Origin of the sequence: Corynebacterium sp. CCUG 65737, assembly GCF_024454115.1 — a bacterium.
Lineage (GTDB): Bacteria > Actinomycetota > Actinomycetes > Mycobacteriales > Mycobacteriaceae > Corynebacterium > Corynebacterium genitalium.
The window spans coordinates 1-24,936 of record NZ_JAGPZB010000018.1; the positions used below are offsets into that span (position 1 = coordinate 1).

Below are 24,936 nucleotides of genomic sequence, written 5' to 3' on the forward strand. Positions count from 1 at the left end.
AAAAAATAAACACCAAGACGCCGGTTTGTCCACCATGTCGCGACTCATCTGTCAACAATGTCGCGACTGATGACAGTGGAGGGAATGACGGGAATCGAACCCGCGTCTTCAGCTTGGAAGGCTGAGGTATTAGCCACTATACGACATTCCCACTGCGGCTTAAGCGCGCAGATAATCCTAACCCAGCCTCACGCGCGGGACCAAAAATGGAACTAGCGGGGCGGTTCATCCGTTGTGGCTAGTGTGAGCGTACTTAGTCTTCTCCTTATTGTCGTAGCGATCGGCGGCGTGATGGCGCTGATCAACAACTCCCAGAACAACAGCCAGCGTGCGATCAATAGCAACACGTCCAATAGCAACGCGTCGCTTGACGACGCAAAAGCGGACGCCCAACGGTGGGTCGACCGCCTGGGACACCAAGTGCTGACGATATCGGGCGAGGATGCCGCCTCGACGCAGGCCATGGCCGACGCTTCCGAGCGCTACAACGCAGCGAATTCCGCACTGCAGAGCGCCACCACGGTCAGGCAGGCCCAGCTGGCACGTGAGTCAGCCTTGGAAGGTATGCACTACGTCAACGCCGCCCGAGAAATCCTTGGGTTGGCACCGGGACCAGCCCTGCCTGAGCTGGAAGCGCAGCGTCAGGCGGGCAAGGTCACTGAGCGCCGCACCGTTGAACACGACGGCCAAGCCGTGACGGCGTCGCCCTACGCCAGCGCGGACACCCCGCACTACTACCCCGGCGGCGCCGTTGCTGGCCGTCCGGTGCCGGCTGGCTGGTACTCCACCGCGTGGTGGGGTCCCGCCATGATGACGGGCATGTGGGCGGCGAGCTCCATGATGTTCTACTCCGCCATGTTCGCCGGCATGGCGGGCACACCCAGCGCGGACGAGTTCGCCGCAGGCGACTTCGGGGCCGACGGCGGCGGTGCAGAGGACATGGGAGATATGGGCGCCGGTGATGCCGGCGACATGGGTGATGCCGGCGACATGGGCGGCGGATTTGGCGACGGCGGTGGCTTCGGCGATGGCGGCGGATTCGACTTCGGCTTTGATTTCTAGCCGCTCGATCGTTATCCAGATCTCATAGGCTCGCCGGGTGTAATGTAGGTCTCAACCGACACGCTATTTGAGTTCAAGGAGGCCCGACATGGCCAAGATCAACACCCGCATTAACGAAATGCTCGGCATTGAGCACCCCATCATCCAGGGCGGCATGCAATGGGTCGGCAAGGCCCAGATGGCAGCTGCCGTTTCCAATGCGGGCGGCCTCGGCATCATCACCTCCCTGACCCAGCCCACCCCGGAAGACCTGGGCAAGGAAATCGACCGCTGCCGCGAGATGACCGACAAGCCCTTCGGTGTGAACCTGACCATCCTGCCGACGATTACGCCGCCGCCGTACGAGGAGTACCTGCGCGTTGCCATCGAGAAGGGCATCAAGATTGTTGAGACCGCCGGCGCCAACCCGGCACAGCTGGTGCCAGGCCTCAAAGCTGCGGGCGTGACCGTGATCCACAAGTGCACCTCTGTGCGCCACGCCATCTCCGCCCAGAACAAGGGCGTCGACATCCTCTCCATTGACGGCTTCGAGTGCGCTGGCCACCCGGGCGAGGACGACATTCCGGGCCTGATCCTGCTGCCGGCTGCTGCTGACAAGCTGGAGATCCCCTTCGTCGCCTCCGGCGGTTTCGCTGACGGCCGCGGTCTTGCCGCTGCCCTGTCGCTGGGCGCAGAGGGCATCAACATGGGTACCCGCTTCGTGGCCACCGAGGAAGCTCCGGTGCACCAGAACGTCAAGCAGGCTATTGTTGACCGCTCCGAGCTGGACACCAACCTCATCCTGCGCACGCTGAACAACACCGCCCGTGTGGCGAAGAACGCGGTGAGCGACGAGGTCGTCGAAAAGCTCAACCAGGGTGCGCAGTTCCCGGAGATCCGCGACCTCGTGGCCGGTAAGCGCGGCGCGCAGGTGTACGAGACCGGCGATCTGGACGCTGGCATCTGGTCCGCTGGCCCGGTCCAGGGCATCATCAACGACATCCCGTCCTGCCAAGAGCTGCTGGACCGCATTGTTGCTGATGCAGTGGAGATCATCGAGGGCCGCCTGGCTGGATTTGTGGCGAAGTAATATGCGCGAGTTCAAGGGCAACATCACCTCCGAGATCGTCGAAGACGGCGCGGTGACCATCGTGCGCATCTCCAACCCGGAGAAGCGCAACGCTTTGGAGCCGGACTCCTACTGGTCCATCGGCGACGCAGTGAATGAGGCGGACGCAAACCCGGCAACCCGGTGCGTGATCGTCACCGGTGATGACGCAGCATTCTGTTCCGGCATGGACCTGACCGTCTTCATTAGCGGTGAAGAAGAGATCTCCGCAGGCAACTTCACTGCTATTGAACACATGGTGAATGCGATCACCCGCGCCTCCGTCCCGGTCGTGGCTGCCGCTGAAGGTGCCGTCGCCGGCATCGGTGCTTCGCTGGCGTGCGCGTGCGACCTCATTGTTGCGGGCCAGAAGACCTTCATCACCCTGCCGTTCGGCCGCATCGGGCTGATGCCCGACGGCGGTGCGGTAGCGACTCTGGCCGCATCAATTGGCCGCCACCGCACGATGCAGCTGGTGCTGCGCCACGAGCGCATCCCCGCAGCAGACGCTGTAGCGTGGGGCCTGTTCACTGAGGTCGCCGACAACGCTCTCGACCGCGCCCTCGAATACGCCCGTGAATTCCGCTTCTCCCCGCGCGGGGCGTTTGCGGATGCAAAGCGCGCCGTCAACCGCGCTTCCTTGGCCCAGCTGCCGCTCAGCTTGGCTGAGGAAGCGCGCGCCCAGACCGCTCTGGCCCACAGCGCCGAGCACAAAGAAGGCGTGAAGGCGTTCCTGGAGCGCCGCGAAGTCACCTTCTAAGTCCGCTAGCCGGAAGTCTTCATAGCCCCACAGGATAAAGTGGGGCTATGAAGCGTTCCCCAGCTCTGCTCGCCGCACTGGCCCTGACTCTTCCGTTAGCCGCATGCGCGGGAGGCTCCGCGGGCGGTGCGGACGATGAAGAGAAGCAGGTCACTGTCGCGGACGACACCTGCGAGGTCGGCGACAATGAGGCCGACAGCGGCAAAGTGTCATTCGAAGTGACCAACGATGGCGGGCGCGAGACAGACTTTCTCGTTCTTGCGGAGGACGGCCGCCGGGTCGTGGCCAAGCGGGGCGCCATCAAGCCCGAGGAAACGGCGGAGCTGTCCGTCGAACTACAACCCGGCACCTATCTCACCGCCTGCAGGATGAGCGAGCGCGGGCCGTACATCGAAGCGGCCGAATTCACCGTCACCGGCGACGAGGTCGACTACACGCAATCCCGTGGGCAGCGCGAGAAAAACGCCCGCGACAATTACGTCACCTTCGTCCAAAACGAAGCGGCGGAACTACTCCCCGCGGTCGAAGAGTTTGCCGAGGCGTACGCGTCCGGCAACGACGAGCGTGCCAAAGAGCTCTACCCCGCCGCGCGGGTCCACTACAAGCGCATCGAGCCGATCGCCGGGGCGTTCGGGCTTCTCGATGCACGGATCGACGCCACCGAAGTCGGATACACCGACCAGGCCGAAAAGCTGCTTGAAAAGGATCCGACGTTCACCGAATGGCTCGGTTTCCACCGCCTAGAAAAGGACCTGTGGCCGCCTGCGGAGGGCGACGAGAATTCTGACGGTAGCTCCGCCCTGCAAAAGTGGGAGCCCTCCACACCGCAGGAGCGCCGCGAGCTTGCCGACGCTCTCATCGCCGACGTCGAGCAACTCCACGGCACCATCAACGACACACCGTTCCAGGAAAGCGACGACATCACCTTCGAGTCGATCACGGGTGGCGCGCTGACCCTGCTCGACCGTATGGCGGAGACCGCAGCCACCGGCGAGGAGAACTGGTGGTCCGGCGCAGACCTCAGTGACCTGGAGGCCAATACCGAAGGCGTGCGCGTCATCTTCGACACGGTTGCAGACCTCGACAGGGACAACAAGAAGCACGAAGAGCTTATCGACGACACCAACTCACGCCTCGACGCCCTCGACAACCTCATTAAAAAGCAGAAGGAAACGGAGCCAGACACTACTCAGCCTGGTGACCGAGCGAAGCTGGTTGAAGCGATCGAGGCACTGCGCACGTCCTTTGGTGAACTGACTGCTTAGCGGCGCTGCCACGCGCCGTCGATAAGCGCGATGGCTCCTGCATCTTCGAACTCGTGAAGCCAGCCCTCCATTGGCCACGTGCCCCATTTGGAGTGAAAGACGGCGGCGTTGCGGAGAATGTCGTCGAGGTGCTCCCACGGCGGCGAGGACACGGGATGCCACTGGTGGTAGGCGTGCGCGCCGCCGACCCAGATGAAGTCGATACCATGTTCGCGCAGGTTCCAGGCGAAATCGGTGTCTTCGCCACCGTAGCCAGAAAAGGCGGTGTCAAAACCACCGAAAAGCCTATCGACGCGTCGCCACGTGTCAGCGGTCAACGCGAAGGATAAGGACCAGAAAAGGTTGTAATCCTCGGCGCGGACAAGCTCGCCCGCTGGAGGGTTCGGCCGCGCGGCGTGGGGCTGGGGGTTGTCGGTGCGCAGCTCGCCCTCCGGCAGGTACGTCACCGGGCCTGCGAAAACGGCATTGGGGGCGCGGTCGAGAGCATCCAGATAGCGCTCCACGAGGTCTGGGCCCGGCAGGCAGTCCGCGTCGAGGAAGATGAGCTGCTCGTGCCCGCGAGCAAGCGCTTCGGCTGCGCCGGTGTTGCGGGCGCGGGCGAGGTTGGGCTCCTCCAGCGGAACCACATGCGTATCAGGCAGCCGAGCGGCGAGCTCTTCGGCATCAGCAAGCGCGACGAGAATGTGCTCGATGCCATCAGGAATGAGGGACGCCTGGCGGGCGACGTGATCGGCGCGCGCCGCGTTGGCCAATGTGATGATCGCGGTCATGAGGCCCCCAGGATGACCTCGGCTGCCCGGCGCGCGGCGCCGTCGGTTTGCCAGCCGCTCTGGGGATCGTCCCAGAACGTGTCCATACCGGCAGCTTGGTGCAGCAACGCCGGCCACATGGCTGGCTCCGGGAAGGATTCGGGGACCACGGCGAGGCCAGCGTCGCGCAGTACCGCGGCCGTGGCCTCCTGTTCGGCGAAGGGGCGGGGCTGCGGTAGGACGATCGCGGGAGCGCCGCAGGCGGCGACATCGGCCACGGAGTTCTGCCCGGCGGCGACCACAACGACCCCGGCGCTCTGCAGCATTTCGGTGAGCGCGGCGTCATCGTCGACACGGTTGGCACCGTCGAGAATGGTGAAGTCCCAGTTCGGGCAGGCGCGCTCTACCTCGTCCCACGAGTCGCGGTTCCAGGTCGAACCGCCCGTGCCGGCCATCACAAGCACCGATCGCTCATCGCGGCCGCGGTCGGCTAATCCGCGCAGCCGGGAAATGCCGCCGACGGCGTGGAGCCGGTCCGCGTGCGCCTGCAAATGCGCAGGCACGGGCACCCAATCCGGCCACGCTGCGACGATCGCGGTGACTTGGGCGTAGCCGAGCTGGTGGGGAGCGTCATCGCGCACACCCGGCATGGCTACGGTGACCACGGGCACGCCGAGGAGCCGGACAAAGACAGCAACCTCCACGGAGCAGTCTACGTAGAGCACAGAAGGGTCGTTGGCCTCCACCCATGCGGCGATCTGCTGCATCCGGGCGCGGTAGCCCTCGTGCGTGGTCGGCGCGTAGTGAAGGGTTCCTCCGGCGGTAAGCGGGTCGGAGGTGGGGGCGCCCGCGTCGTCGAGAAGCACGACGTCTGCGCTGGGGTGCGTGGACAAAATCGTCGCGTCGGGTAAGTGGCGCGCGATTTCGCGGCAGCGCTGAATGTGTCCGGAGCCGTGGTGGTGCGCGTATAGGCCAATCATTTGACCATCACCTCGAGGTAGAGGTCCACGTAGCGGCGGGCTGTCTGGGTGAGGCTGTGGTTCTCCACGACCCAGGCACGGGCTGCGGCGCGGTCAACGTGGAGAGCCTTGTGGATCGCGCCAGCCAGCGCAACGACATCGTCGGGCGGAACGAGCACAGCGGGCGCAGATGCCAACAGCTCGCCCATGCCGCCGCGGTCGAAGGCGGCGACAGGCGTACCGCACGACATCGCCTCGAACGCGACAAGGCCGAACGGCTCCTCCCAGCGCGGCGTGACCACGCACACCGCATGCTTGCTGACGAGCCGACGCAACTCCCCATGCGACAACTCCCCCAGCCAGCGGATCAGGTGGCCGTCCAAACGCGGGGCGATCTGCTCCTGGAAGTAGTCGTGGTCGCCCTTGCGGCCAGCGATCGTCAGCGGCAGGCCGAGGAGGCGGCACGCATCCATAGCCAAGTGCAGGCCCTTCTCGGGAACGATGCGGCCGAACCACACCGCACCAGGGCCGCCGGGACCCGGTGCCCACTTGCGCGTGTTCACGCCGTTCGGGATGACTTCAATCGGGCCGTGGACGGCAGGCGGCATCTCCCAGCTCGCAGCAGTGGTCGCGCTGACGGCGGCGAACCGGCCTGCGGCCTCACCGGCTGCTTCGACAGCCGCGAAGATTTCCGGCAGCTGCGGCGTGTGCAGCGTGGTCACCATGGGCAGCGGGTCTGGCGACGCAGGCGAGGGGAACATGGCGGGACTCAAGCTGTTGTTGTGCACAACGTCATACCCCTGCGCGACCAAGTGCTCACGTAGCGCGAGGAAGGCCTGCTCCTCCCGCTCGCGCCCACCTACCGGATAGTCGGTGTCGGTGGCCAGTTCCGGCGAGTCTCCCCAGTTCACACCCGGCAGTTCGTGGCTTTTGACGTTACCGTCCGAGCCTTTCGCGGCGTAGAAGTCCACTTGGTGGCCTTCGTTGCGCAGCGCCGTGACCATGGTGTGGCAGAACGCCTCCAGCCCGCCGGCGAACGGCTCGCGAATCGGGTAGCGGGCAGGCGCGACGAAAGCGATACGGAGGTTCTGGCAACGGGCGGGAGTGTAGCCCTGAAGCAAAGTGATGGTCACAGGCGGGCCTCCGCACTTTCGGCCAGGGCTGCACGGTACACCGCGGCGTAGGCCTGCTTGATGCCTTCCAGCTCAGCGTGGCGGTTCCCCTGGTACGGAATTTGGCCGCGCTCCAACAACTCTGCGGCGGCGCGGCCGGCGGCAGCGCCGTCACCTGCGGCATATTCGATGACGGCGTCAGCCGTATCTGCCTGCGAGGCGTAGCAGCCGCAGTCCGACACGGCCACGCTCACACCCAGGTCGCGGCACATCTCCAACCAACCCGAGTGGGTACCGCGCACATACGGCAGAACGCATACCGCGTGGCTGGCCACCGCGTCATGCAATACAGCGTCCTCCATCGGCTCATGCACGACCAGATTGCGGTCTGCCAGCTCACGGCGCAGGGTCTCGGTGGCCTCAACGTCATGGACGTAAACAGTCAGCGGCACCTGCTCCGTCAGCTCGCGGTAGAAGTCCGGGTCGGCCACGACATTGCCGCGCAGGGACTTCACAAACACCGCCGCCCCAGTTGCCGCCGGGTCGGGGTCCCGCGTTTCGGTGATGAGGGGGTGGGGGATCACGTGGACGTCGTCACGCGAATACCGCTGCGCGATGACATCGGCGGCAGCGCTGGTAAGCGTGACCACCTGCGCTGCCGCATCAATGAGCACAGCCAAGCTCTCGTGGTGCGCGGTCTGGTCCTCGAGGTGCGGATTGTCCAGATCATGCACAGTGAGCACGAGCGGCACCGGCAATGCTGCGACAAGTTCGCGCAGCTCATCGGGGGTGTAGTGCTCAAAACCGAAGTGGATGTGCACGAGATCCACTTCCCGCGGCTCGTCCCAATAGGACGCTGTGAGCGCGGGGTGGGGCCACCATTTGCCGTCAATATCCGGGTCCGGTGGAAAACGCACGCCTTCCGGCTGAATCGCCTGCGTGTAGACATGTTCAGCGGGGATCGACAGAACGTTCACACCCACCGCCTTTCCTCTTCCGGGGCACCCGACCAATATAAACGTTTCTGCAAATGTTGGCATGACTATATTCGGGTCCATGTTCTTGACCGTCGTAGGCAACTGCCAAGCCGAGTCCCTGCGCAAACTCCTGGCCAGCACTGGGCATTTCGAATCCGAGCGCATCCCTCCTGTACACGAGCTCGCACAAGCCGACATGGGGTGGTTCGGCGACATGCTCGCGCGTACGGATGTTCTGGTCACCCAACCGATCCGCGAGGACTACCGCGGCCTGCCCGTCGGCACCGCGCAGATGCTCGCCCAGCTGCCGTCCGGTGCACGCCACGCGATCGTGCCGGTGCTGCGTTTCGACGCGCTCATGCCGTTCACCGCGATTATCCGCGACCCCGCCGACTCTTCCCTCAACCCGCCGGTGGTCCCCTACCATGACCTGCGGATCCTCTGCGCCGCTGCGCAAGGCTTGGACGCGCCCGTCACGCCGTCACTCGCGCCTGATGCTTATCGACGAGCACTTGCCATGTCCGCCAACCAAATCCGCACCCGCGAAGAACGCTTCGACTCGGTGAGGATTTCTGACTACCTGGAAACCCTTCCCGTTTGGCACATCATCAACCACCCCGACAACGAGACCCTGGCGGTCGTCGCGTCGCGCATCCTACAGACATTGGGGCTGTCCGGGTCCGTGACCATGCCTGAGTACGAAATGCTCGGCGAACTCGACGCACCGCTCGACCCCGGCGCGTGCGCCGCCCTCGGCGTATCGGTGCGCGGCCGGGACGCGTGGATGCACAGGGAAACGGGGGAGATTCCGTGGGACGAGATCGTCGACAAGCAACTGGCGCACTACCGCGAGCGACCCGCGCTGGTCGCGCACGGATTGGAACGCCACGCGGACCGGATTGCCAACCTAGGGTTGCTGGCATGATGCCCACGCACCTCATTGTCGGGCCCGAATCGCACGGGGTGACCCGGTACGCGCTGGAGTTGGCAGCAGCTACCGATGCCCCTGTGCTGCGCGAATCCGAGTTCAGCGCGGTCGCCCTGCCGGATTCTGTCGATTCTGTGCACGTCGCCTTCACCGACCACCTCTTCGGCGACTCCCCCGCTGCAGCTGTCGACGCTCTGCTTGCCCGGGTCGGGTCGCGTCAGCTCAGCGTGAGCTTCCACGACATCCCCCAGCCCGAAGAAGGCGCTGACCGTTTCGCCCGCCGCGCCGCCGCCTACCAACGTTTGGCCGCTGACGCTGATGTCGCGGTAGTGAACTCGGACCACGAGGCTGAATTCTTCCGTGACGCCGGTATCGACGTGGGTGTGATCCGCCTGCCGATCCCGCTGATCGACTCAGCGTTCGAGCCGGAACCGGGGACCGTGGGAATTCTCGGATTTCTGTACCCAGGCAAAGGGCACGAAGAGCTTATCCGCGCCCTACGCGGCACCGACTACCGTCTGCGTTTCCTGGGATCCGTCTCCCCCGGCCACGAGGAGTGGGCGCGTGGGCTTGAGGCCCATGCGGAGATCACGGGATGGCTTTCCGACGCTGACCTGGCCGCCGAAATGGGCCGCATCCAGATTCCCGTCTGCGCGCACCGGCACTTCTCCGCCTCCGGGTCGCTGATGACGTGGTTAGGAGCCGGCCGGCACGTCCTGGCCAACGATTCCGACTACACCCGCGAGATCGACGAGTGGCTGCCCAATCGAATTACCCGCGTGCAGCCTAGCTCGTGGCGCTCTGCAATCGACGCCTACGCAGCCACCCCCTCACCGCAAATGACAGCCCCGGAGTACGGGTGGGATGACGTGGTCGCGCAATGGCGTGAGGTGTGGGCATGATCAGCGTCATCATCCCCCACTACAACGACCCCGACGCGCTCGAGCGGGTCGTCGCGGCTGTGCGCGCGCAGGAAGGCGTCGGCGAGGTCGAGATCATCGTCGCCGATGACGGCTCCGCGGTCGTGCCCGACATGCCCGGCGCGACGGTGGTGACGCAGGAGGATCTCGGTTTCCGCGCTGCCGCGGCACGCAACCTCGGGGCGAGTACCGCGACGGGCGACGTGCTCGCCTTCCTCGACGCTGACACTGTGCCCGAGCCCGGTTATCTCGCTGCTGCGTGCCGGCATGTGGAGGAGGATTGGCGGGCGGTGGTCGTCGGCAAGCGACTCACGGGCGCCGCGCGCGAGGAACCCGCATGGCTGCGCGACGCCTGGCGCGACACCGACAACCTCTCGCGTGCCGACGACACCTCCTGGCGCTTCATCATCTCCTCCGTCCTGACCTGTTCGCGCCGGTTCTTCGACGCCATCGGCGGCTTCGACGGGACCTTCGTCGGCTACGGCGGTGAGGACTGGGAGTTCGGCTTCCGCGCGTGGAACGCCGGCGCGACCGTCGTCCGCGAGCCAGATGCTGTCGCGGTCCACGACGAGGAAGATTTCGGTGGGCGCTACAACAACCCCGACGAGGAAGCCCGCGTTAAGAACATCGAATCGGTGGCGCTGGCGCACCGCATCACGCACCCGCTCGCCCGGCCCGACGGGGTGCACTTCGAGCTGGCTGACATCGGTGTCCGCGTGGATTCCATGTCCGAGCGCTCCCCTGGCGTTCTCGAGCAGGTCATCGCGTCGTGGTTGCGCGCGGACGCAATCGTGTACTGCGACCCCGCCCTTGACGTACCGGACCTATTCCGCCACGAGCCCCGCGTGAGGACCGCGCCGACGGGCCCGGAGAACCCTGCGGATCAGCACCGCATCAGCGTCGACCTTGCCGGCCCGTGGGCTCTGTCCGATCCCGCAGCATTCCACCGGGCTACCCAGGACACGCGTGTTGGCACGGGGTGGAGGGTTGATGTGGCGGGGGTGCCGTCGATAAGCGTGCGTACTGCGCGGGCCCGTGCGTTGGGCAGCGAACCTCGTGCCGTCGAGCATCCCGTTGGCATTGAGTGGGTCGATGGTCCCGTTCGCCTCGAGCGATACTTCGCCGGCTGGTAGAAAATGGTTATGGACCTCAACACGCTTCTGGGCCTCGAGCGCCAAGGCTGGGACTCGCTATGCGAGCAGCGCGGCGGCACGTTCTACGGCGAACTCATGACCGATGACGCCGTCATGGTGCTGGTCAACGGCATGATCATGGACCAGCCCACCATCGCCGCGAGCATGAACGACGCGCCGCCGTGGGACAGCTACGAGATCACAGACCCGCAGCTCATCCCGCTAAACGACGGCGCCGCCACCCTCCTCTACAACGCCACCGCCCGCCGCGGCTCTGACAACTTCGAAGCCCTCATGACCAGCACTTACGTACTGCTGGACGGGCAGATCCGGATGAAGCTGTACCAGCAGACCACCGTCACCCACTAGGTCAAGCGCTGACCTTGCCGGGCAGGGTGCGCAACGTCCGCTCAATATCTCTGACGATGTGACCCGAGACGACATCGCCCCAGCCCGCGCGCAGGAAGAAATAGCCCTTCGCTTGCACGGCGTTCTGCCGGTCGAGCTGGGCCACGGTGGCATCACGCACCTCGCCGTAGTCGCCACTGAACTTCACGCGCCCGTCGAACTCGACGACGAGCCACCCGTTGATGAGGACGTCGACAAGCGCTGTCCGCGGTTCCCCGTAGAAACCGACATACCGGATTTCCGCCTGATATTCGATCGAGCGGATCTCCGGGATATGTGCCTGCAAGATCGCGTCGCGACCGATTGTTTCCAACGGGCTTTGCGACGTATTCGAGCTGTACCGGATCAGCTCCTCAAACCCGCGTATACCGTTCGCCCTGGGCAGCCACCTCGCAGCATCGAGCAACCGCTCGATTGTGACCTGGTGCTTGAATCGGAGATGCTCCAGCGGCACAAGAGCTGCCAGACGACCGTGGAACCGGTAAATATCAAACAGCATTTGCATCATGTCGACGTGCGCGACCCCATCGCGCATGAAAATCTGGTCCGCCCTGAGTTTGCCGCCCCGGTAGCGCACTGAAGGATCTTTGCCCCGCCCCGACGCATTCGCGGACGTCCAGTAGCGCAGATCCACCACTGTCACCCGATCAAGCGTGGGCAGCCCCAGGAGTTTTGCCGCCGCTGGCCCGGTCACGACCGCGTGCGGGCGCGCCAGTGCGACCTCCCGAATCAGCCGAAGTTCGGCATCGTCCCCCATGCGCTCAATTGTGTCGTGCGCGGCGGTTTTGCGCTAGCCACGCAAAGGGCGGTAGGCCATTTTCGTGCTGTCCACACGTCAAGTAACTGGGTTCACTCCTGTAACACGTGACCTGGGGATTTACGCGGGCATTTTCAACGGCACGAAAATGCACTTTTTCTTATGCTTCATTTCGCTTATCGACGTCGCCAACGCCCCGAAAAACGCACCAGCCCCACGCGACTCACAGTCGACGTGGGGCGATTTCAGGCTCAGGAGGCGGCGACGAGCCCGCATCTTTCCTAGAGCGTCTTCGGAGCTGGGATCTCCTCGGTCTCGCCGGTCTCCTCGTAGCGGGCGAGGATGTCGATGCGACGCTGGTGACGCTCCTCGACCTGGTGTTCCGGGGTGATGCCGACGAAAGCATCGACAATTTCGAGGGTCTCCTCGAGGGAGTGCATGCGGCCACCGATGCCGATCAGCTGGGCGTTGTTGTGCTCCCGTGCGAGCTGAGCGGTCTCAACGGACCAAGCCAGAGCGCAACGGGCACCCTTGACCTTGTTCGCGGCGATCTGCTCGCCGTTGCCGGAACCGCCAAGCACGATGCCCAGCGAAGACGGGGCGGCGACAGTCTTCTCCGCTGCGGCGATGCAGAACGCTGGGTAGTCGTCTGCAGCGTCGTACTCGTGCGCGCCGCAGTCGACGACCTCATGGCCGGCAGCCTTGAGGTGCTCGGCGATCTCGTTCTTGCGCTCGAATCCGGCGTGGTCTGCTCCAAGGTAAATACGCATGGTTCCCAGCGTAACCAAAAGCGACCGCGCCCGGCGCACCCCGCACGCCTTAGACCTGCGGCGCCTCGGTACGGGAGCGCTTGAGCTCGAAGAAGTAGGGGTACTGGGCCAGGCCCAGTGCGTGGTCGAAGAGCGCACCTGCTTCCTCGCCGGTGGGAACGCGGGTGATCACCGGGCCGAAGAAGGCAGTCTCACCGAGCTGGATGACCGGGGTGCCCACCTCATCACCGACAGCGTCCATCGCGCCCTGGTGGTAGCTGCGGAGCACATCGTCGTAGGACGCTTCGTTCGCCACCGATGCGTAAGACTCATCCAGACCGACTTCCGCAAGCGCCTTCTTGATCACGTCGTCATACGCGCCGTAGCCCTTCTGGCCTCCCTGGCCGCCGGGGTGGATGAGCGTGCCCATGGCGGTGTACAGGTCGTCGATAAGCTCGGGGCGCTCCTGCTTGACCTTGGCGAACACGCGCGCCGGGCCCCAGTTGGCTTCCATCATGGCCATGTAGTCTTCGGGGAGGTCGCGGCCGTCGTTCAGCACGGACAGCGACATGGGGATCCAGTCGATCTCGATGCCGCGGACTTTTTCAACTTCCTTGATCCAGCGGGAAGTCTGCCAGCAGAACGGGCAAGATGCGTCGAACCAGAACGTCACGTTTTCCATTATGACCCTTTCGTTGATGGGGGCTTGCCCCCTCAACGGTACGTTGGTTTGCATGAAGACGAATTTGCTTAGGACCGATGCTCACGCCCGCGCTGCTCTGATCAGCGACATTCACTACGACGTGGCTCTCGACATCACCGGCGCGGACACATTCACCACCCGCACCACGATCACATTCAACTCCGGCGAGGGCGAGACATTCTTCGACCTTCTTGCGGACAGCTTTGAGGCGACGCTCGACGGCACGCTTATCGACGATCGCACGCTGCAGCTTTCTACCGGACAGCACGAACTGACCGTGACGTCCACGCACTCCTACTCCCACACCGGCGAAGGCCTGCACAAGTTCACCGATCCGGCGGACGGAAAGGAATACCTCTACACCCAGTTCGAGCCGGCGTACGCGCAGCTGGTCTTTGCCTGCTTCGACCAGCCGGACCTGAAGGCCACCTACGATATTTCGGTCACTGCGCCGAGCAAGTACGTGGTGGTGCTCAACGAGGAGACCACCCGCACCGAGAACAACAGCGGCACCGCTACGACATCGACGAACATCTCCTACCCGCTGTCGACCTACCTCATCGCGGTGTGTGCTGGCGAGTACGAGTCTGTCCACGACACCTACTCCGACGAGCAGAAGACGATCCCGCTGGGCCTGTACGCCCGCGCGTCGCTGATGGATCACCTCGACGCTGACCGTCTGTTCCGTGAGACCAAGGAGGGCTTTGCGTACTTCCACGAGAACTTCGGCCGGCCGTACCCGTTTGGCAAGTACGACCAGATCTTCTCCCCCGAATACAACATGGGCGCGATGGAGAACGTCGGTGCCGTGACGCTGCGCGACGAGTACGTGTTCACCTCCGAACCCACCCCTTACCGCATTGAGCGCCGCAACGACACCATCCTCCACGAGATGGCGCACATGTGGTTCGGTGATTTGGTGACCATGAAGTGGTGGGATGACCTGTGGCTCAACGAGTCGTTTGCCACCTGGTCCGCTGCTATCGCTCAGGCTGAGGCGACGGAGTTCACCAATGCGTGGGTGACGTTCGCCAGCGTCGAAAAGGCGTGGGCCTACGCTGCTGACCAGCTCCCGTCGACGCACCCCGTTGGTGCCGACGCCCCCGACATCGAGACCGCCGAGCAGAACTTCGACGGCATCACCTACGCCAAGGGCGCGTCCGTACTCAAGCAGCTGCAGGCCTACGTCGGCCGGGACGAGTTCTTCGCCGGGGTGCGCAAGCACTTCGACAACCACGCCTTTGGCAACGCCGAGTTCGCCGACTTGCTCGGCGCGCTCGAGGAGACCTCCGGCCGCGACCTGTCCGACTGGTCCCAGCAGTGGCTGCGCACCACCGGCATTTCGCGCCTCTACCCCGAGATCACTGCGGACAGCTTCACGGTGGTCCAGGAGTCCGAGGTGCAGCGCACGCACCGCGTGGGCGTCGGCCTTTATTCGCTTATCGACGGTGCGGACGGCTCCTCCGTCGCCGTCCGCAGGACCCACCACACCGAGATCGACATCACCGGTGAGCGCACCGAAGTCCCCGAGTTCGCCGGCGTGGCCCACGACCTCGCGCTGGTCAACGACGAGGACCTCACCTACTGCCTAATGGGCCTGACCGACGAGCACATGGACTTCGTTCTGGAGCACCTCGGCCGGATTGAGGACCCGATGGCCCGCACGCTGTGCTGGTCTGCCGTGTGGGAGGCGGCCCGCGACGGGCGGTTGCCGGCACGCGAGTTCGTGAAGCTCGTCGCCCGCTTCGGCGCGAACGAGGACCAGCCGGCGGTGCAGGAGCGCATCGTCGCGCAGGCCACCACGGCCGTGAAGAACTACGTCGATCCGGACTGGCAGGCGCAGGGGTTCGACCTGCTCAACCATGCCTTCCGCGGTGCCCAGCCAGCGGCGATTTACGACCGCGCGTTGTCTCGGCTGCGCCTCGACAACGATTCGATTCGATACTTCCGCGAGCTCCTCGAAAACGAGACCAACCAGGAAGTGCGCTGGCTGGTTCTCACGGCTCTCATTGCCGCAGGCGAGCTCGACCTCGACGCTGCCGAGCAGGAGAAGGATCCGTCCTCGGAGGGTGAGGTGTCGAGGTTGCGGGCGCGGGCGGTCGTCGATAAGCGATGGGCGTGGGATGAAATCATCGCTGGCGAACGCTCGAACCTGGCGCTGCGCTTCCTCATGGATGGCCTGACGTTCAACGACCATGGGCTTGAGGGTTTGACCGACGAGTACTTCCGTGTCGCACCTGAGCTGTGGGAGCGGCTGTCGAACGAGATGGCGCAGCGCACGCTCGAGGGCATCTACCCGTTGTGGGATGTGTCGGAGGAAGCTCTGGCGAAGGCCGACGAGTTCCTCGCCGGCGACATCCCGGCAGGTCTGCGCCGCATCATCTCTGAGGGGCAGGACCGGGTAGCGCGCTCGCTGCGGAACCGGATCGTGGACGCTGCGGCAGCGGAGAGTGCAACGGGTGACGGCGCGTAGGGGCTCTCCCCCTACCCCTCGGGCCCCGTCCAGATATAGTTCGCACCGTTCCCGCTGCAACGAAATCTGACCTGGGGTTTTGATGCCCCTGGCGGTCGCGGGTGTCAACTATATCTTGGGGGCCACCCGCGGAGGGTCGGATCTGCGCTAGATCTGCGCGATGGCCTGCTCGAGGTCGGCGATGAGGTCCTCGGTGTCCTCAATGCCGACGGAGATGCGCACCAGCTCCGGCGGGACCTCAAGCGCTGAGCCCGCGACGGAGACGTGGGTCATGGTGGCGGGGTGTTCGACGAGGGACTCGACGCCGCCGAGGGATTCGGCCAGGCAGAACAGCTTCGTCGAGCGGCAGAACGTCATGGCCTGCTCAGCGGTCTGGAACGCCACTGAGACCATGCCGCCGAAGCGGCGCATTTGCTTGACGGCGATGTCGTGCCCCGGGTGGTCTTCCAGGCCCGGGTAGTAGACGCGGGCGACCTTGTCCTGCTTGGACAAGTAGTCAGCGACAGCCTCTGCGTTGTCGCAGTGCTTGTCCATCCGTACTGCCAGGGTCTTCGCGCCGCGGGCGGTGAGGTAGGTGTCAAACGGCGAGGGTATCGCACCGATCCAGCCGAAGAAGAAGCGCAACTGCTCCTCCAGGTTGTTCAGCGCGTCGAAGCTACCTGCGGTGATCGCGGAAACGCCCTCGTGCCCTTCCACGGCGTTGCGGCCGACAACGACACCGCCGACCACGTCAGAGTGGCCGCCGATGTACTTCGTGGTCGAGTGCAGCACCACGTCCGCGCCGAGATCCAGCGGCTGTTGCAGGTACGGGGATGCAAAGGTGTTGTCAACGACGAGCGTGGCGTCACCCTTGACTGCCGAAAGCCCCTCGATATCAGCAATAGACAGCAGCGGGTTCGTCGGCGACTCAACCCACACCACCTTGGTGTTCGGCTGGATCGCAGCGGCGACCTCGTCGACGTTGGTGATGTCCACCGGGGTGTTCTCCACGCCCCACTGGGTGAAGATCTGCTGGATCAAGCGGTAGGTGCCGCCGTAGGCATCGTTACCGATGACGATGTGGTCGCCAGGCTTGAGCAGGATGCGCAGCAGCGCATCGACAGCGGCCATACCGGAACCGAAAGCCACGCCGTAGTCAGCTTTCTCCAGCGCCGCGACGGTCTTCTCCAGCGCGTCGATGGTCGGGTTGCCCACGCGGGTGTACTCGAAACCGTTGCGGGTCACTGCCAGATCGTCCTGCGCGAAGGTCGTGGACGCGTAGATCGGCGTGTTGATCGACCCGTACAGGGAGTCGGGCTCGTAACCGGCGTGGATGGAGTCGGTGGAGAAGCCGGGCATCGGCGGGGTCCTTTCGTCGATAAGCGGGGCGTCGATAAGCGTGCTCTGCCCCAGAGTAGACCAAGCGGTTCATTTGCTCTGATTCGCCCCCTGGTTAACATTCAATACATGGATTCGCTTTATAGCGCACTCGGCGGCGAGGACTTCTTCCGTCGCCTCGTCAGCGGCTTCTATGCGCAGGTCAAGACCGATGACCTCATCGGCCCGATGTACCCGGACGATGACTGGGACGGTGCTGAGGACCGTCTTCGCTGGTTCCTCGCACAGTATTGGGGTGGGCCGCCGACGTTCAACGAGCAGCGCGGTGCTCCGATGCTGCGGCGGCGCCACTTCCCCTTCCGCATCGGCATGGCGGAGGCTGAGCGCTGGCTCGAGCTGATGAGCAACTCCCTCGACCAGTTCAGCGAGGATGAACTCAACCCTGCCCAGCGCGAGGCGTTGTGGAACCACATGCAGCGTGTGGCGTACATGATGATCAATCAGCCTGGCGAGCATCCCGGCATGCGATAAATATTCAAAACGGCCAACGGGTTAGTTTTGCCCAACTACGCTTACCCGCATGCCGTCTACTGTGACCCTCCCGTCCCAGACGCTGTTGAGCATCGTGCCGTCGCTGATCAGCGCTGGCCGCGCCGTCGCCCCCTGCGCCGCCGTCGACATCGCGGCGTTCGACTACAACGCGTCCCAAATGACGTTGCGGGCGCAGGGATTGCCGATTCGTGTGGCATCCAAAAGCTTGCGCAGTGTCGCTGCTTTACGACGCGCACTCTCCCACGACGGGTACCGCGGCATCCTCGCCTACAGCGTGCCGGAGGCGATCAACCTGGCACGCGAGGGTTTCGACGACATCGTGGTGGCCTACCCGTCGGTGAACAAAGTCGCGCTGGCTGAGCTAGCTGCAGATGCGTCGCTGCGCGAGACGATCACCGTCATGGTCGATTGCGTAGCGCACCTCGACCTCATCCGTGCTGCCCCGTTCCTCAACGGTGTCGCCGCCGACGCCATGGCCGCCAACCGCTACCGTTCCCGCGCCCACGAAGTCTTCGCCACCCCACGTCGCGTGAAGTTCCACGAGATGGAGTTCGCCGTGCCGCTCGAAGCCGGCCCGGAGACAGTGCGCGAGATCCGCCGCGAACTGGACAAACGCGGCTGGATCATTCCCTTCCCGCTCGAACTGCGCTCCACCGCCGCCGACGACCTGGCCCTGTCCACCTCCACCGGCCGCGAATCCATGTACATCGCGTTCCACGTGCCCAAGGCGATGAACCCGCACGACTACTTCCCCCACCTCGAGCCGATCCTCAAAGCCGCCGACGGCCGCCCCCACTGGGGCAAGATGCACACCATGGGCCGGGAAGACTTCGCCAAGACCTACCCGCGTTTCGACGAGTTTTGCTCCCTCCGCGAGCAGATGGATCCGGACCGCACCTTCGGCTCGGAGCACCTCACCCGCTTGTTCGGGTAGTCGGCCCCAGCCAGTCTCGAGCTGGGTTCATATCGGACGGAGGACTGGTTCGCCTGCCATAGGTACACCCATCGCAGTTCGCCTTTGACGGTTCGCCTTTGACGGTTCGACGACGGGGAAAACTGCAGGTCGCGTCTAGAACCGCAGCATGAAAGTCGAACGACGAAAGGCGAACGGAGCTAGAACAGCAAGTTGAGCCCAGCCGAGTGGTACACGCTACCGAAGGGCGCATCCATTCGGATCCAGCGGCCAGCCGTAGAGATGCGCAAGTGCCGGGGAATCTCCGGCGGCGCCGAGGGACCAGGTATCAGGCCGAGGGATGTGCAGGTGAAGATCATGCGCATCGGGATCTCTACTGCGTCCGTCGGCGTCGAACTCTCGGCCGGTGTGGTGGGGGACTGCACCGTCAGAACGATCTGCTCCAGCAAGGACCGCGGCGGGCCCAGGGGACCGGAGAACTGGCGGGCTAGCCTGCGCCCCTGATCGGCGAGGTCGCGGACCACGGCGACGGGCACCATCTCGCGCTCGACGAAACCGGTCTTCGGCGGCAGAGCGCCAATCCAGTCGTGGTCGCGGGCGGGGCCGAGCTCGGATCGCCCCTCGGCAAGGGCTGCGTCCAAGTCGCGGGCCGACACGACCGCTCCGTCGCGCGAGACCGACCCCGTCACCCGGCGCGAAGCCACGCAATCGAACGGGGTGGTCACGAACACGTCGATCGGGGTGCTGCTGCCGGGGGCGGATGGGGCGTCGCTAAGCACGGCGAAACGCGCGGAAGCCTGCGCATCAAGATGAAGCGCGCGGGAGGTCAGGGCTTTCAGCCCCGCCGCTCCCGCGCTGACATGTAGTGCTTCCAGGGCGCTACTCCCCAGCCTTGGCGGTGAGGATGCCGCGCTCCTGCTGGGTGATCTCGCGCGGAGACGCTGTAGACAGGTCAACGGCGACGAGCACGCAGGTCACAATGCCGCACACCCGGCCCTGACGGTCCTTGATTTCCTGGACCGTCTTGAAGGATGTGTTGCCGATCTCGACGACAGTAGAGACCACCTCCACCTCGAGAGAGTCCGGCATGACGGGACGCAGGAAGTCGACCTCAGCGCGGCGGACGAAGACACCGAACTCCTGGCCGTTGTTCTCGAACTGCTCCTTGGTGAACCTGATGCGGGCCTCTTGAGCGATGTCCAGGTAGGCGCAGTTGTTCAGGTGGCCGTAGCGGTCGAAGTCGTTCCAGCGCAGCGCGATGATGTGCGTGTTCGCCGGGTTGTTGTCTGCCATGTGGTTCCTTTCGAAGAGCAGCTCGAAAAAGCAGCGTTAGCGGGTGAGCTTGCGGTGGGTGACACGCGACGGTTTCGCCGCTTCCTCACCGAGGCGGTCTACCTTGTTGGCCTCGTAGTCGCCGAAGTTTCCTTCGAACCAGAACCACTTGCCCTCCTCGATGTTACCTTCCCAGGCGAGGATGTGGGTGCAGGTGCGGTCGAGGAACCAGCGGTCGTGGGAGATCACCACAGCACAACCCGGGAAGTTCTGCAGGGCGTTTTCCAGGGAGCCGAGGGTTTCCACATCGAGGTCGTTTGTCGGCTCATCGAGCAGGATCAGGTTTCCGCCCTGCTTCAGCGTCAACGCCAGGTTGAGACGGTTACGCTCACCACCGGAGAGCACCTTCGACGGCTTCTGCTGGTCCGGGCCCTTGAAACCGAACGCGGACAAGTACGCGCGCGACGGCATCTCGTTCTGGCCGACGTGGATGTAGTCGAGGCCGTCGGAGACGACCTCCCACACGGTCTGCTCCGGGTCAATATTGGCGCGGTTCTGGTCCACGTAGGACAGCTGCACGGTATCGCCGACCTCGACAGAACCAGCGTCCGGGTCCTCCAAGCCGACAATCGTCTTGAACAGGGTGGTCTTACCCACACCGTTCGGGCCGATGACACCGACGATGCCGTTACGCGGCAAGGTGAACGACAGGTCCTTGATCAGGGTGCGGCCATCGAAACCCTTGTCCAGGTTCTTGACCTCCACGACCTTGTTGCCCAGACGCGGCGGCGTAGGGATCTGGATCTCTTCAAAGTCGAGCTTCTTGTACTGCTCCGCCTCGGCCGCCATCTCCTCGTAACGCTCCAGACGAGCCTTGTTCTTCGCCTGGCGTGCCTTCGGGGAAGAACGGACCCACTCCAGCTCGCCCTTGAGGCGCTTCTGCAGCTTCTGGTCCTTCTTGCCGGCAATCTCCAGACGCTCAGCCTTCTTCTCCAGGTAGGTGGAGTAGTTGCCCTCGTAGGGGTAGAGCTTGCCGCGGTCGACCTCACAGATCCACTCCGCGACGTGGTCGAGGAAGTAGCGGTCGTGAGTAACGGCCAAAACAGCACCCGGGTAGTCCTGCAGGTGCTTCTCCAGCCACAGGACGCTCTCGGCGTCGAGGTGGTTCGTAGGCTCGTCGAGCAGCAGCAGGTCCGGCTGACGCAGCAGCAGCTTGGCCAATGCGACGCGACGGCGCTCACCACCGGAGAGGTTGGTCACCGGGGAATCTGACGGCGGGCAGCGCAGCGCCTCCATGGCCTGCTCGATCTTGGAGTCGACCTCCCACGCGTCAGCGGCGTCGAGCTCCTCCTGGAGCTTGCCCATTTCCTCCATGAGCTCGTCGGAGTAGTTGGTGGCCATCTCGGTGGCGATCTCCTCGAAGCGCTGCTTCTTCTCAAAGATGTCGCCCAGGCCCTCTTCGACGTTCTCGCGGACCGTCTTGTCCTCGTTCAGCGGCGGCTCCTGCAGCAGGATGCCCACGGAGGCACCCGGGTCGAGGAAGGCCTCACCGTTGTTCGGCTGGTCAATGCCGGCCATGATCTTCAACAGCGAGGACTTACCCGCTCCGTTCGGGCCCACGACACCGATCTTGGCGCCGGGGTAGAAAGCCATGGTGACATTGTCCAGGATGACCTTGTCACCGACGGCCCTGCGAACGTTCTTCATCGTGTAGATGAACTCAGCCACTAGGGGCCCCCTTTACATGCGTGTTGGCGGCTATTTGCGTAAACCACCACAAAGGGTACATCACGCACTCACCGCCTGATCCGCAAGCAGAGAAACCGTTCCTGTGCGCTCTACGCCGCCCCCACCGTTTCCTCTTCCGGGGCGTGCTCCCCCATGTCAGACGGGCCGTGGTTCATCAGGGACTCGAGTGCTTCGTCGTCATAGCTCGGTGGCTCTGGCTGGGCCGTCGGCTGGCTGGTGGGCTGGTTAGTGGGTGTCTCGCCGATCTCCTCAGCAATGTCTTCGCGCGTGCGCAGATTGACCGACGGGATGTCACCCGCGGTGTGCTCCTTGGCGGTCGTGCATTTCGACGACGCCTGGTACCTATTCAGCTCCAGCGCCACCTGAGCCGCCTTGATCAGCTGCTTCGAACGCTTCGTGCCGTCCTCTTCCACCCAGCTTTCAGTGACCAGACGGCCGACAACGATGGCAGGTAGGCCCTTCCGCAGCGACGCTTCGACGTTCACGGCCAGTTGGCCCCAGCATTCGACGTCGATGAACAGGCTGTCAGCGTCCGCCCACACGGGCCGGCCGTCAGCGGTGGTGCTGTCTGTGCGCACGCGGCGACTCGATGCGAGACGGAACTTGGTCAGGGTCGAGCCGGTTTTGAAGATCTTGCAGACGGGATCGTCGGTGAGGTTTCCAGAAAGCGTGATGGGTGATTGCATGGTCGGAGTTTCCTTTCGCGGTTTGCTGGTGGGTGGGGTGCCCTTCCAGGGTCGACCACGCGAACAACCTGCGCAAAGAGGTCCGAAAAAGCCTGTGGATAACGGTGAGTTATCCACAGGCGGGTGGGGGCGGGAGGCGTCGATAAGCGAGCTACTTCTCGCTGCGACGGCCGGTCTGCGAGTACTGCGCGAGCATCTCGTTGTAGGCGCGCCATTCCGCATCGCCCGTCTCGTCCTCACTGCGGTCTGTAGCCCTCGCATCTGCACGATCTTCCCGCAACCACCCCAGAAGAAGAATGATGAAGACCACGGCCATGGGGAAGCTTCCCGACGCCCAACCAATGCCCCCGCCGACCTTCTGATCGCGCAGCAGATCCGGGTTCCATGGGAGCCCAAGATTTTCGTAGAAGCTTTCCGCCAGAACAATATTGAGCTGCATCAGGTACACGCCCATGAAGAGGTGCAGCGGCATGGAGACAACAAACCAACCGAAGCGGACCACCGTCGGGCGGCGCCCCGGGATGTGGTCGGGGCCAATGAGATCCCAGAAGTAGAAGTACCCCGACACCAAGAAAACCGCGTTCATGATCACGTGCCCCGCGTGCTCCGACACCGCGACCTCGTAAAGCGATGGGAAGACGTAGAGGATGTAGAACACGACCAGGAACTGGATCGTCGACACCGGCGGGTAGGTGATCACACGCAGGAAGGTGGATTCCTCGAAGGCCTCCACCCACGCGCGGATGTTGAACTCCCCTGCCGGGTAGGCCTGTTTGATCAGCGTCAGCGGCGCACCCATAACCAACAGGACGGGCGCACCCATGGACAGGATCATGTGCACGATCATGTGGATGGAGAAGCTCGCCGGCATGTACATGCCCAGGCCAGAGGACATGGTCACAACAATGGTCGCGCATCCGGCGATCCACCAGGCGGTGCGCCCGCGGTCCCAGCCTTCAACCCGACGGGTGAGATGCAGGTAGTAGATGGCCAGCAAGATGGCGATGACGCTGAAGAGCACCTCGAAGCGCCACATGGTGAAGATGTTTGCCACTGTCGGTTCGACCTCAAGGTTGTAGCCCATCTGGACCTGCATGTTGGTGATCGCCGGGTCGAGCGGCGCAGGCGGCGGAGTGCGCCCCATGGACACGGCCACACCCGTCACCGCAGCCATGACCAGCGCCTCCACGACCGCAATGCGGGTGAACAGCGGCGGCTTCCGGTCCAGCTGCGGGATTGTGATCTGCCGGTGCGCGAAGCCGAGCAAGCCGAGCACGACCAAACCGATTGTTTTGAATAGAACGGTCCAGCCGTAGGCGGTGGAGAGAAGATCGTCGAAACGCACGCGGATGAGCGCGTTAATCACGCCAGAGATGGTCATGGCGAAGAACGCGAACAGGGCGATGAGCGAGTAGCGGTGCACCGCCTGCTGCATGTGCGGGCCGAGCCTGCGCCCGTGCGCGATGAGTGCGAGCAGCCCGCCAACCCAGATCATCATGAACACCAGGTGCCACAGGTACGAGTTGGTGCCGTAGTCGTGGTTGCCTCCGGTCGCGGAGTGGCCGGACATGCCCAGCGGCATTACGGCGGCGATCGCGCCAAGAAACAGCGGCGTTTGCGCCATCCATGACCCCGCTGCGAAACCGACACCGGCGACGATCGCTGCAATGGCTGCCACGAGCAGCCAGATCTTCGCGTCCGCCACGCGGTCGAGCGCGGTGCCCCACATCTCGGCGGAGAAGAGAATCTGGGATAACGGTGTGCCGGAGACGTCGGAAAGCACGAGCGGAACCATGAGCACACCGATTACGGCCAGCCCGGCGCTCGCCCATGCCCCCGTGCGCGCGGCCAAGTGCCCATCGACGGTCAGTCGGGCAGTTTTCAGGGGGCCGTCTGGCGGGATGAGGTAGGCGGAGAACATGAAGGAGCCCGTGGCCAGAGCAGCAAGGAGCCATGCAATTGCGCGTATCGACGGCAACCCCACCGTGGTCACCACCCCCGGGTCCGGAATACCCAACGACGCCAACGAGCCGCCCAGGAACGCCTGCGCAAGGGCCCCAGCGACCACCGCGGCGACTGCGAACGCAGCCAGATAGATCGGCCAGGCCGCACGCACATGCCCACGCGACCGCTCGCGGGCCACCGAGTCCTGCTTGCGTTCCGCCTGCTCCACCGCCTGGTCTGCTGACATGGCCTTTACCCTACTTTCGGTGCAGTGGGATACGATAATTCCCGCCCCAGTGGGGCACTGCCTCCGTAGCTCAGTGGATTAGAGCATCCGGTTTCTACCCGGCTGGTCGCGGGTTCGAATCCTGCCGGGGGCGCTTTTTGTCATCAGTCGCGACATTGTTGACAGATGAGTCGCGACATGGTGGACAAACCGGCGTCTTGGTGTTTATTTTTTC

At 64.2% G+C, this 24,936-nt stretch carries 24 protein-coding genes and 2 tRNA genes; 12 read left to right on the plus strand and 14 right to left on the minus strand.

Annotation, left to right across the window (positions count from 1 at the left end; genetic code table 11):
• Window positions 1–76: 76 nt before the first annotated feature.
• Window positions 77–151: transfer RNA gene (locus KBX17_RS10650), tRNA-Gly, on the minus strand.
• 92 nt (window positions 152–243) lie between these two features.
• Here KBX17_RS10650 and KBX17_RS10655 point away from each other — a divergent pair.
• From KBX17_RS10655 to KBX17_RS10670, 4 genes are all read left to right on the plus strand, one after another.
• Window positions 244–1,062, plus strand: coding sequence for a DUF1542 domain-containing protein (locus tag KBX17_RS10655; RefSeq protein ID WP_256019786.1), 819 nt, complete (start codon window positions 244–246; stop codon window positions 1,060–1,062).
• A gap of 67 nt (window positions 1,063–1,129) precedes the next feature.
• Entirely contained in the window at window positions 1,130–2,131 is a 1,002-nt protein-coding gene (locus KBX17_RS10660) for a nitronate monooxygenase family protein (RefSeq protein ID WP_256019788.1), read from the plus strand.
• Window position 2,132: 1 nt separating this feature from the next.
• Window positions 2,133–2,909: an enoyl-CoA hydratase-related protein gene (locus KBX17_RS10665; RefSeq protein WP_256019789.1), complete on the plus strand. Its 777-nt coding sequence runs from the start codon at window positions 2,133–2,135 to the stop codon at window positions 2,907–2,909.
• 47 nt (window positions 2,910–2,956) lie between these two features.
• Window positions 2,957–4,174 (plus strand): peptidase M75 family protein, encoded by a 1,218-nt coding sequence (locus KBX17_RS10670; protein ID WP_256019791.1) that lies wholly within the window; start codon window positions 2,957–2,959, stop codon window positions 4,172–4,174.
• Here the strand turns inward: KBX17_RS10670 and KBX17_RS10675 are convergent.
• The 4 genes from KBX17_RS10675 to KBX17_RS10690 are packed head-to-tail and all read right to left on the minus strand — an operon-like array spanning window position 4,171 to window position 7,971.
• Window positions 4,171–4,944 carry a glycosyltransferase family 2 protein gene (locus KBX17_RS10675; RefSeq protein ID WP_256019792.1) on the minus strand — a complete coding sequence of 258 codons (774 nt, stop codon included), beginning with the start codon at window positions 4,942–4,944 and terminating at the stop codon, window positions 4,171–4,173. The two genes, KBX17_RS10670 and KBX17_RS10675, sit on opposite strands and share 4 nt — an antisense overlap.
• Entirely contained in the window at window positions 4,941–5,903 is a 963-nt protein-coding gene (locus tag KBX17_RS10680) for a glycosyltransferase (RefSeq protein ID WP_256019794.1), read from the minus strand. Before KBX17_RS10680 ends, KBX17_RS10675 begins: the two co-directional genes overlap by 4 nt.
• Complete coding sequence (locus KBX17_RS10685) at window positions 5,900–7,015, minus strand: glycosyltransferase (RefSeq protein WP_256019795.1); 1,116 nt, start codon at window positions 7,013–7,015, stop codon at window positions 5,900–5,902. The genes KBX17_RS10680 and KBX17_RS10685 overlap by 4 nt, the downstream gene beginning before the upstream one ends.
• Entirely contained in the window at window positions 7,012–7,971 is a 960-nt protein-coding gene (locus KBX17_RS10690; RefSeq protein WP_256019797.1) for a glycosyltransferase family 4 protein, read from the minus strand. Before KBX17_RS10690 ends, KBX17_RS10685 begins: the two co-directional genes overlap by 4 nt.
• Before the next feature lie 79 nt (window positions 7,972–8,050).
• Between KBX17_RS10690 and KBX17_RS10695 the strand changes: the two genes are divergently transcribed.
• Genes KBX17_RS10695 through KBX17_RS10710 form a run of 4 tightly spaced genes read left to right on the plus strand, consistent with a single transcriptional unit; the run spans window position 8,051 to window position 11,321 of the window.
• Window positions 8,051–8,896 (plus strand): WcbI family polysaccharide biosynthesis putative acetyltransferase, encoded by an 846-nt coding sequence (locus KBX17_RS10695; protein ID WP_256019799.1) that lies wholly within the window; start codon window positions 8,051–8,053, stop codon window positions 8,894–8,896.
• Complete coding sequence (locus KBX17_RS10700) at window positions 8,893–9,801, plus strand: glycosyltransferase (protein WP_256019800.1); 909 nt, start codon at window positions 8,893–8,895, stop codon at window positions 9,799–9,801. Before KBX17_RS10695 ends, KBX17_RS10700 begins: the two co-directional genes overlap by 4 nt.
• On the plus strand, window positions 9,798–10,952 hold the full coding sequence (locus KBX17_RS10705) for a glycosyltransferase family 2 protein (RefSeq protein ID WP_256019802.1): 1,155 nt from the start codon (window positions 9,798–9,800) through the stop codon (window positions 10,950–10,952). The genes KBX17_RS10700 and KBX17_RS10705 overlap by 4 nt, the downstream gene beginning before the upstream one ends.
• 9 nt (window positions 10,953–10,961) lie before the next feature.
• On the plus strand, window positions 10,962–11,321 hold the full coding sequence (locus KBX17_RS10710) for a DUF4440 domain-containing protein (protein WP_256019803.1): 360 nt from the start codon (window positions 10,962–10,964) through the stop codon (window positions 11,319–11,321).
• Between the two features lies 1 nt (window position 11,322).
• On the opposite strand, the gene KBX17_RS10715 is transcribed toward KBX17_RS10710, so the two are convergent.
• The 3 genes from KBX17_RS10715 to KBX17_RS10725 all read right to left on the minus strand — a co-directional run bounded on the left by KBX17_RS10715 (window position 11,323) and on the right by KBX17_RS10725 (window position 13,551).
• Window positions 11,323–12,117, minus strand: coding sequence for a hypothetical protein (locus KBX17_RS10715; RefSeq protein WP_256019805.1), 795 nt, complete (start codon window positions 12,115–12,117; stop codon window positions 11,323–11,325).
• A gap of 281 nt (window positions 12,118–12,398) precedes the next feature.
• Entirely contained in the window at window positions 12,399–12,887 is a 489-nt protein-coding gene (locus tag KBX17_RS10720) for a ribose-5-phosphate isomerase (protein WP_256019807.1), read from the minus strand.
• A gap of 49 nt (window positions 12,888–12,936) precedes the next feature.
• A complete protein-coding gene (locus KBX17_RS10725; protein WP_256019812.1) occupies window positions 12,937–13,551 on the minus strand; it encodes a DsbA family protein in 615 nt (204 codons plus the stop codon).
• A gap of 49 nt (window positions 13,552–13,600) precedes the next feature.
• Between KBX17_RS10725 and pepN the strand changes: the two genes are divergently transcribed.
• On the plus strand, window positions 13,601–16,042 hold the full coding sequence (pepN, locus tag KBX17_RS10730; protein WP_256019809.1) for an aminopeptidase N: 2,442 nt from the start codon (window positions 13,601–13,603) through the stop codon (window positions 16,040–16,042).
• A gap of 147 nt (window positions 16,043–16,189) precedes the next feature.
• On the opposite strand, the gene KBX17_RS10735 is transcribed toward pepN, so the two are convergent.
• Window positions 16,190–17,380, minus strand: a complete 1,191-nt coding sequence (locus tag KBX17_RS10735) for a cystathionine gamma-synthase (RefSeq protein WP_005289022.1) — start codon at window positions 17,378–17,380, stop codon at window positions 16,190–16,192.
• 108 nt (window positions 17,381–17,488) lie between these two features.
• Between KBX17_RS10735 and KBX17_RS10740 the strand changes: the two genes are divergently transcribed.
• A complete protein-coding gene (locus KBX17_RS10740; protein ID WP_005289019.1) occupies window positions 17,489–17,890 on the plus strand; it encodes a globin in 402 nt (133 codons plus the stop codon).
• 49 nt (window positions 17,891–17,939) lie between these two features.
• Window positions 17,940–18,845 carry a D-arabinono-1,4-lactone oxidase gene (locus tag KBX17_RS10745; protein ID WP_256003196.1) on the plus strand — a complete coding sequence of 302 codons (906 nt, stop codon included), beginning with the start codon at window positions 17,940–17,942 and terminating at the stop codon, window positions 18,843–18,845.
• A 179-nt stretch (window positions 18,846–19,024) separates the two neighbouring features.
• On the opposite strand, the gene KBX17_RS10750 is transcribed toward KBX17_RS10745, so the two are convergent.
• The 5 genes from KBX17_RS10750 to KBX17_RS10770 form a co-directional block, all read right to left on the minus strand.
• On the minus strand, window positions 19,025–19,699 hold the full coding sequence (locus KBX17_RS10750) for a hypothetical protein (RefSeq protein WP_040424241.1): 675 nt from the start codon (window positions 19,697–19,699) through the stop codon (window positions 19,025–19,027).
• 4 nt (window positions 19,700–19,703) lie between these two features.
• Window positions 19,704–20,117, minus strand: coding sequence for a thioesterase family protein (locus KBX17_RS10755; protein ID WP_005289010.1), 414 nt, complete (start codon window positions 20,115–20,117; stop codon window positions 19,704–19,706).
• Between the two features lie 36 nt (window positions 20,118–20,153).
• The gene (ettA, locus tag KBX17_RS10760) at window positions 20,154–21,824 is read right to left on the minus strand and encodes an energy-dependent translational throttle protein EttA (protein ID WP_255995688.1); all 1,671 of its coding nucleotides are present in this window, start codon (window positions 21,822–21,824) and stop codon (window positions 20,154–20,156) included.
• A 110-nt stretch (window positions 21,825–21,934) separates the two neighbouring features.
• Complete coding sequence (locus KBX17_RS10765) at window positions 21,935–22,531, minus strand: single-stranded DNA-binding protein (RefSeq protein ID WP_255995689.1); 597 nt, start codon at window positions 22,529–22,531, stop codon at window positions 21,935–21,937.
• A gap of 151 nt (window positions 22,532–22,682) precedes the next feature.
• Window positions 22,683–24,722: a cytochrome c oxidase assembly protein gene (locus KBX17_RS10770; RefSeq protein ID WP_256019811.1), complete on the minus strand. Its 2,040-nt coding sequence runs from the start codon at window positions 24,720–24,722 to the stop codon at window positions 22,683–22,685.
• Window positions 24,723–24,781: 59 nt separating this feature from the next.
• Here KBX17_RS10770 and KBX17_RS10775 point away from each other — a divergent pair.
• Window positions 24,782–24,855, plus strand: a tRNA-Arg gene (locus KBX17_RS10775).
• Window positions 24,856–24,936 lie beyond the last annotated feature (81 nt).